Source organism: Thauera phenylacetica B4P (assembly GCF_000310225.1).
Classification (GTDB): domain Bacteria; phylum Pseudomonadota; class Gammaproteobacteria; order Burkholderiales; family Rhodocyclaceae; genus Thauera; species Thauera phenylacetica.
Genome location: NZ_AMXF01000204.1, coordinates 1 through 7,260, shown reverse-complemented (window position 1 = coordinate 7,260; position 7,260 = coordinate 1). Strand labels below are relative to the sequence as shown.

The window sequence follows — 7,260 nt, the reverse complement described above, 5'->3', positions numbered from 1 at the left end:
CGCGCAGCAGGCGGGCGAAGGCGCGCCCGCGCGCGGCGATGCCCGCCGCGGTGGGCGGGCTGCTCGCCTCGGGCGTCGGCGATTCGCTCGCCTCGGGCGTCCGCGAGTCGCTCGCGTCGGGAGGTGGAGATTCGCCCGTCTCGAGAGCCGGCCGGTCGCTCGCCTGGGGAGCCGGCGAGACGCTTGTCTCGGCAGGCGGCGCCGCAGCCGTCGCAGCATCGAGCTGCGCAGGGGGGGCGGGGTCCGGTGCGGTGCTCATCGGGGTCTTTGCTGCCATGCGGGATTCCTTCCCGGCGAGGTGGACGTTGGCAGCATTTTCAAAGGCATTTCTGCAATGCTGCACATGCGAAAAACGAACGATACCGCTACCATACGCGTCGTTGCACGACGTGATGTTTTTTTGACAATCATTGTTTGCGTAAATATAGTTCCAGCGAGACTCGAATGGCGGAAACGCAACAGAAAGTGAAGAAGCCGGTGGCTCCGGCGACCCCCCTGTCGGTGCTGCAGCGTTTCCGGATCCTCATCCGCACCGCGCAGCGGCACTCCCAGTGGATCGAGCGCCAGAGCGGCGTCACCGGTGCCCAGCTGTGGGCGCTGCAGGAGCTGCGCGAGGCGCCCGGGCTGCGCGTGGGCGAGCTCGCCAACCGGATGGCGCTGCACCAGTCCACCACCTCGAACATGGTGGACCGGCTCGAGACCTCGGGGCTGATCCGCAAGGAGCGCACCAGCGCAGACCAGCGCGTGGTGCGGCTGTACCTGACCGACGAGGGGCTGGCGCTGCTGGCGCGCGCGCCTTCACCTGCACGCGGCGTGCTGCCCGAGGCCTTGCGCCTGATGGACGACGAGGGGCTCGCCAGCCTGCAGAGCGAGCTCGAGAAGTTGCTGCGCCAGATCAAGAATCTCGACGAAGGCTTCGGCATGCAGCCGCTGCCCTTCACCGAATGAACGGCAGTCCGCCCGGGGCGGTCTGCCTCGACCGTGCTTCAGATGAAGTGACCGCCCCGTGCGGACAGCAGATTCGGCGGCCCTCGTGGCCGCCGCTTTTTTTGCAGCGCGGCGTGGGCGCCCTCAGTGCCGGCGCGACAGGGCCTGCATCGCGCGCGCCAGGCCGTCGAGCGTCATCGGGTACATGCGTTCGCCCATGATCTGGCCGAGGATGCCGATCGACTGGCGATAAGGCCACAGGCGCTCGGGCTCGGGGTTGAGCCAGGCCGCCGCCGGATAGGCGTCGAGCAGGCGGCGCAGCCAGGTGGCGCCCGCCTCGGCGTTCATGTGCTCCACCGAGCCATGCTGGTGCAGGATCTCGTAGGGGCTCATGGTGGCGTCGCCGACGAAGATCAGCTTGTAGTCCGAACCGTACTTGTGGATCACGTCGAGCAGCGGCGTGCGCTCGCTGTGGCGGCGGCGGTTGCCGCGCCACACGCCCTCGTAGACGCAGTTGTGGAAGTAGAAGTACTCGAGGTGCTTGAACTCCAGCCGGCAGGCGGAGAAGAGCTCCTGGCAGACCTTGACGTGGTCGTCCATCGAGCCGCCGACGTCGAGGAAGAGCAGCACCTTGACCGCGTTGTGGCGCTCGGGGCGCATCATCAGGTCCAGCCAGCCTGCGTTGCGCGCGGTGGCGGCGATGGTGCCGTCGAGGTCGAGCTCCTCGGCTGCACCCTGGCGGGCGAAGCGGCGCAGCCGGCGCAGCGCGACCTTGATGTTGCGCGTGCCCAGCTCGACCGAGTCGTCGAGGTTGCGGAACTCGCGCTTGTCCCACACCTTGACCGCCGTGCGGTTGCCGGCGGACTCGCCGCCCACGCGGATGCCCTCGGGGTGGGTGCCGTTGTTGCCGAAGGGCGAACTGCCGCCGGTGCCGATCCACTTGCTGCCGCCCTGGTGGCGCCCCTTCTGCTCCTGCAGGCGCTTGCGGAACTCCTCCATCAGCTTGTCCCAGCCGAGCTTCTCGAGCTTGGCGCGCTCCTCGGGGGAGAGGTGCTTCCTCGCCATCGCGCGCAGCCAGTCCTCGGGCAGGTCGGCCTCCAGGCCGGGGAGGGCGGTGACGCCCTTGAAATATTCGCCGAAGGCCTGGTCGAAGCGGTCGTAGAGCGACTCGTCCTTCACCAGGCACAGCCGCGCGTAATAGTAGAAGTCGTCGAGCGAAGGGCCGCAGACGTGGTCGCGCAAGCCCTCGAGCACGGTGAGGAACTCGCGTGTCGACACCGGCAGCTTGCGTGTCTTGAGGTGCAGGAAGAAGTCGATCAGCATGGCAGGGGTCCCTTCGGGCGCGGTCAGTCCTGGATCTGCATCGCCCAGGACAGCGCTTGCATGTGGCATTCGGAGGCCTGCTCGGGGGCGATGCCGCAGGCCGCGGCGGTGGCCTGGAGGTCGCTTGCTGCGCGATCCGCGCCCCGTTCGCATGCCACCGCGAGCGCGAGCAGGGCCTGGTAGGGGCCACCCTCGCCGCGCACCGAGGCGTCGATGCCGGCGCCGAGCGCGAGCGGGGCGAGCGCCTTGTCGAGCGGCACCTGCAGGATCACGTCGATCAGCGACAGCAGGCCGACCAGGAAGAGCGCATCGCATTCGGCCGCCGCGCGACCGGCGCCGAGCAGCTCCATCATGCGGCCGCGCACCAGCGCCGTCTCGAGCGCCGCGCCGCCGCGCCCCTCGGCCTTGTCCACGGTGCACGCGAGCAGGATCAGCCAGCGCTGCAGCTTCTCGCGGCCGAGCAGGGCGAGTGCGTGCTCGATCGAGGACACCGGCTGCGGCAGGGCGTTGGCCGCGGAGTTGATGTAGCGCAGCAGGCGCAGCGACAGCGCGGCGTCGTGCTTTAGCAGCCCGGCGAGCTCGCGGGTGTCGGCGTCCGCGCGCAGGCGTGCGATCAGGGCGCCGATGCGCGCGATGTTGGGGCCTGGTTCGCGCGCGCTCCAGTCCTCGCGGCTGGTGATGAAGGGGCCCTGGAAGAGGCTGGCGCCGAGCTTGTAGCAGAAGCGGAAGTCGTCGATCGAGGGCAGGCCGCGCACGACCAGGCGCGCGTCGTGCGCGACCTCGAGGGCGATGTTGCCGAGCTTGAGGCCGCGGCGGGCGTCGAGGCCCTCGGCCTGGGCGACGATGAACTCGGCCTGCGGCAGCAGGTGGGCGAGTTCGGTGACCACGCTGGGGTCGGCGAGGCCGAGGCGAAAGCCGCGCTCGCGCAGCCCCGCCACGGTGGCATGCAGCGCGGCAGGCTCCGGTGCGCCGGCATCGGCGAACACGGTAGGCACGATCACCATGTTGCGTGCGGGCAGGGCGGCGAGGCTGGGGTGGGACAGGAAGGAGTCGGGCAGGTCGATGAAGGCGAGGCGCTCGCCGAGCAGCTCGCCGATGTCGGCATGGACCAGGCTGCGTACCAGCACTTCGGCGTAGACATGGTGGATCTTGCGGCTGCTGTGGCGGATGCGCGCACGCGTCGCCTCCTGCAGCATGAACTGGTAGCCGGCGATACGCTGGTTGCGCCCGAGCACCGCCTCGCGGCACAGGAAGGTCGCGCCGGCCTCGGCCGTGCTTGCGGGCGCCTCCTCGGTGCGCAGCGGCGCCTCGCGCTGGAGACGGCGAAAACCGTCCGCCTCGCTCGGCGTGGCGAGCGAAGCCGGATGCTTGCGGCCGAAGAGCCAGCCGAGCAGGGCGCGGAACATGGCGGCTCGCGCCGGCTCAGCGGTTGTTGCGGGCCATGAAGACCAGGCGCTCGAACAGGTGCATGTCCTGCTCGTTCTTGAGCAGGGCGCCGTGCAGCGGCGGGATCGCCGTCTTGCCGTCGGCGCTGCGCAGCGCCTCGGGCGGGATGTCCTCGGCGACCAGCAGCTTGAGCCAGTCGATCAGCTCCGACGTGGAGGGCTTCTTCTTGAGGCCCGCGATATCGCGCAGGCCGAAGAAGACCTCCATCGCCTCGGTCAGCAGCGCCTTCTTCAGCCCGGGGAAGTGGACGTCGACGATGCGCTGCATCGTGTCGCGGTCGGGGAAGCGGATGTAGTGGAAGAAGCAGCGCCGCAGGAAGGCGTCGGGCAGCTCCTTCTCGTTGTTCGAGGTGATGAAGACGATCGGGCGGTGGCGCGCCTGGATGGTCTGGCGGGTCTCGTAGACATGGAACTCCATGCGGTCGAGCTCGCGCAGCAGGTCGTTGGGGAACTCGATGTCGGCCTTGTCGATCTCGTCGATCAGCACCACGGTCGGCTGCTCGGCCTCGAAGGCCTGCCACAGCACGCCCTTGACGATGTAGTTGCCGATGTCCTTGACGCGGTCGTCGCCGAGCTGCGAGTCGCGCAGGCGGGACACCGCGTCGTATTCGTAGAGGCCCTGCTGCGCCTTGGTGGTCGACTTGATGTGCCATTGCAGCAGCGGCAGCCCGAGCGCGGAAGCGACCTGCTCGGCGAGCATGGTCTTGCCGGTGCCCGGCTCGCCCTTGATCAGCAGCGGGCGCTGCAGGCAGATCGCGGCGTTGACCGCGAGCATCAGGTCGGGGGTGGCGACGTAGTCCTGGGCGCCTTCGAAGCGTAGTGCGGTCATGCGGCATTCCTCGTGTCGGATGCGAGCGATTATAGGGCCGGGGGCAGCGGGTGGGCAGCCGATCGGGCGTCGATTCCGGGTGTGCCTGCCCTTTTCGGGTGCTAGCATCGCGCGCCATGGAAATCGAACTCCTCCGCCAGCACCTGCGTGCGCTCGGCGCCCGCCCCAGCCACGAGGCCCGCCTGCTGCGCGCCTGGCTGCAGGGACACGCGCTCGACGCCGGCCCGCGCACCGAATCCAACCGCCTGCCCAAGGCCCTGCAGGCTGCACTGCCCGAGCTCGAGGCGGAACTCGGAGCACTGGCCCGCGTGCGCTCCGAGCACCCTGGCGAGGACGGCATCCGGCTGCTGGTCGAGCTCGCCGATGGCCAGGCGGTCGAGAGCGTGCTGCTGCCGCGCGAGGGCCTGTGCGTGTCCACCCAGCTCGGCTGCGCGGTAGGCTGCGTGTTCTGCATGACCGGCAAGGACGGCCTGCTGCGCCAGCTCGACAGCGGCGAGATCGTCGCCCAGGTCGCGCTCGCGCGCCGCCTGCGCCGGGTGCACAAGGTGGTCTTCATGGGCATGGGCGAGCCCGCGCACAACCTCGACGCGGTGGTCGACGCCATCGAGCTGCTCGGCACCGAGGGCGCGGTGCCGCACAAGAACCTCGTGCTGTCGACCGTCGGCGACCTTCGCGTCTTCGAGCGCCTGCCGCAGATGCGGGTCAAGCCGGCGCTGGCGCTGTCGCTGCACACCACGCGCGCGGCGCTGCGCGCCGAGCTGCTGCCGCGCGCCCCGCGCATCGACCCGGCCGAGCTGGTCGAGTTCGGCGAGGCGTGGGCGCGCGCGAGCGGCTACCCGATCCAGTACCAATGGACGCTGATCGAGGGGGTGAATGACGGCGAGGACGAGCTCGAGGGCATCGTCCGCCTGCTCGCGGGCAAGTATGCGGTGATGAACATGATCCCCTTCAACCGCGTCGATGGGCTCGACTACCGCCGCCCGGCGGCGGAGCGCGCGGCGGAGATCGCCCGCCGGCTGCACCGCGCCGGCATCCTCACCAAGCTGAGGCAGTCTGCCGGCCAGGACGTGGACGGCGGCTGCGGGCAGCTGCGCGCGCGCGAGGCCAGACTCGCCTTCGTGCGCCGCGAGGCGCTGCGCGGCGCGCGGCCGACCGCGTAGCGCTTCGCGCCCTAGTGCTTCGAGAACACCGCGCGGCGCCCCTGCGCATCGAAGCTCACCACGTCGTAGCGTTCGGCGGGGTAGGGGCCTTCCATGCCGGGCGAGCCGAGCGGCATGCCGGGCGCGGAGAGGCCGCGGATCGCGGGCTTCTCCGCCAGCATGCGGCGCACGTCGGCCGCGGGCACGTGGCCCTCGACGACATAGCCGGCCACCTTCGCGGTGTGGCAGGAGCCGAGGGCCTCGGGCACGCCGGCTTCCTGCTTCACGAGGTCCATGCGCGCGCTCGCGACCTCCTTCACGGCGAAGCCGGCGCTGCGCATGTGCTCGGCCCATTTGCCGCAGCAGCCGCAGTTGGGGTCCTTGTACATGACGACCTCGTCCGGGCTGGCGAAGGCGGGCGCGGCGAGGCCGAGCGCAGCGCCGCAGGCGAGCGTGGAGAGGTTGCGAGCGAGCTTGCGCAAGAGCGCGGGGCGGGGGATGCGGTTCATGGTGCGGGGTTCCCGGGAGGTTTCACAAGGGATCGGACCAGGGCGCGCGGCGCGGGGTTCCGGCGCCGACGCGCACGCGAAGCGGGGCCCGTGCGGGCAGGCGGCGGCTGGGCGAGGTCTCGATGGCGAAATTGTGCCGTCGCCGGCCCGCGCCGGCGCATGCTTACGAAAATGTAATCGGGTGCGGCGTCGTAGCTTGCGGTCTCAGCCCGTGCGCCGCCGGCGCGCCGGCGGGCGCCCGCCGCGGATTACGCTGACGACCATGGTGGCGATGAAGACCGCCAGGGTCAGCGCGTTCGCGATCCCGCCCCAGCTGCGCAGCGCAGGAAGCTCGAGCAGGCTGCCCGCCACGCGCAGCGCGAGCGAGGCGTGCAGCAGCGCGAGCGGCACGTAGAAGGCGGGGTGGTAGGGGATCTTCACCTTCAGCACCGCCGGGAAGATGATCGCGGCGTGGCCGAACACCATCGAGAACACGAAGCCGAGCGTGATCGCGTGCATGGTGACGTCGTGCAGCGGGGATGCGGGCGCGAGCCCGTCGCCGAGCGCAGCGAGCGCGCCCAGGGCCAGCCACACGTAGCCCGACAGCAGGCAGATCGCGATGAAGCGGGTCAGTCCCTGCTGGCGGGCGTTGTGGCGGGCGATGTCGAACACCAGCAGCCAGGCCGCCATCGCCAGCACGCCGGCGGCGAAGAGGCCGTGGCCGAGGTCTTCGTGCATCGGCGCGAGCACGGCGCCGGCGAGGATCAGCGCGCTGAGCGCGACGAAGCTCGGCGCCGCGGTCGGGCGTGCGGGCAGGAAGCGGGTGAGCTCCAGGCGTTCGCCGGCGATCGTCAGCACCAGGAAGGCGAGCCACAGCGGCACGGCCGCGTGCACGTTGCCGCCCGCCCACCACACCAGGGTGCCGAGCAGCCAGCACGCCGCGCCCACCGCGAGCATCACGGTGAACAGCGCGAGCTGGCGGCGCACCACCACGATGCCGCCGCCGAGCAGGGTCGCGGCGGCGATCAGGAAGAGGAGCTGCGCCGCAGGCAGCGGGCCGCCGGCGAGCAGCAGCACGCCGCCCGCGCCGGCGGCGGCCGGTCCGGCGT

At 70.8% G+C, this 7,260-nt stretch carries 7 protein-coding genes and 1 pseudogene; 2 read left to right on the top strand and 6 right to left on the bottom strand.

All coding sequences use genetic code 11. The annotated features are described in order from the left end of the window. A pseudogene (locus C667_RS25815) lies at nucleotides 1-277 on the bottom strand (hypothetical protein); the annotation flags it as partial. A 167-nt stretch (nucleotides 278-444) separates the two neighbouring features. Between C667_RS25815 and C667_RS18165 the strand changes: the two are divergent. After that, nucleotides 445-948, top strand: coding sequence for a MarR family winged helix-turn-helix transcriptional regulator (locus tag C667_RS18165; RefSeq protein ID WP_039922121.1), 504 nt, complete (start codon nucleotides 445-447; stop codon nucleotides 946-948). A 123-nt stretch (nucleotides 949-1,071) separates the two neighbouring features. On the opposite strand, the gene C667_RS18160 is transcribed toward C667_RS18165, so the two are convergent. The 3 genes from C667_RS18160 to C667_RS18150 are packed head-to-tail and all read right to left on the bottom strand — an operon-like array spanning nucleotide 1,072 to nucleotide 4,524. After that, nucleotides 1,072-2,250, bottom strand: coding sequence for a vWA domain-containing protein (locus C667_RS18160; RefSeq protein ID WP_004374049.1), 1,179 nt, complete (start codon nucleotides 2,248-2,250; stop codon nucleotides 1,072-1,074). Nucleotides 2,251-2,273: 23 nt separating this feature from the next. Then, nucleotides 2,274-3,656 (bottom strand): EAL and HDOD domain-containing protein, encoded by a 1,383-nt coding sequence (locus C667_RS18155; RefSeq protein WP_004374048.1) that lies wholly within the window; start codon nucleotides 3,654-3,656, stop codon nucleotides 2,274-2,276. Between the two features lie 16 nt (nucleotides 3,657-3,672). Beyond that, entirely contained in the window at nucleotides 3,673-4,524 is an 852-nt protein-coding gene (locus tag C667_RS18150; protein WP_004374046.1) for an AAA family ATPase, read from the bottom strand. A 116-nt stretch (nucleotides 4,525-4,640) separates the two neighbouring features. Between C667_RS18150 and C667_RS18145 the strand changes: the two genes are divergently transcribed. Further along, nucleotides 4,641-5,684: an RNA methyltransferase gene (locus C667_RS18145; protein ID WP_004374043.1), complete on the top strand. Its 1,044-nt coding sequence runs from the start codon at nucleotides 4,641-4,643 to the stop codon at nucleotides 5,682-5,684. Between the two features lie 11 nt (nucleotides 5,685-5,695). On the opposite strand, the gene C667_RS18140 is transcribed toward C667_RS18145, so the two are convergent. Both C667_RS18140 and C667_RS18135 read right to left on the bottom strand, forming a co-directional pair. After that, a complete protein-coding gene (locus C667_RS18140; RefSeq protein WP_004374041.1) occupies nucleotides 5,696-6,172 on the bottom strand; it encodes a DUF411 domain-containing protein in 477 nt (158 codons plus the stop codon). A 204-nt stretch (nucleotides 6,173-6,376) separates the two neighbouring features. Beyond that, on the bottom strand, nucleotides 6,377-7,260 hold an 884-nt coding region (locus C667_RS18135; protein ID WP_004374039.1), incomplete at its 5' end, for a DUF8744 domain-containing protein.

Excerpts from the sequence above, each read along its gene's own strand:
- C667_RS18165 (WP_039922121.1), top strand. The coding sequence starts at position 445 with ATGGCGGAAACGCAACAGAAAGTGAAGAAGCCGGTGGCTCCGGCGACC.
- C667_RS18160 (WP_004374049.1), bottom strand. The coding sequence starts at position 2,250 with ATGCTGATCGACTTCTTCCTGCACCTCAAGACACGCAAGCTGCCGGTG.
- C667_RS18155 (WP_004374048.1), bottom strand. The coding sequence starts at position 3,656 with ATGTTCCGCGCCCTGCTCGGCTGGCTCTTCGGCCGCAAGCATCCGGCT.
- C667_RS18150 (WP_004374046.1), bottom strand. The coding sequence starts at position 4,524 with ATGACCGCACTACGCTTCGAAGGCGCCCAGGACTACGTCGCCACCCCC.
- C667_RS18145 (WP_004374043.1), top strand. The coding sequence starts at position 4,641 with ATGGAAATCGAACTCCTCCGCCAGCACCTGCGTGCGCTCGGCGCCCGC.
- C667_RS18140 (WP_004374041.1), bottom strand. The coding sequence starts at position 6,172 with ATGAACCGCATCCCCCGCCCCGCGCTCTTGCGCAAGCTCGCTCGCAAC.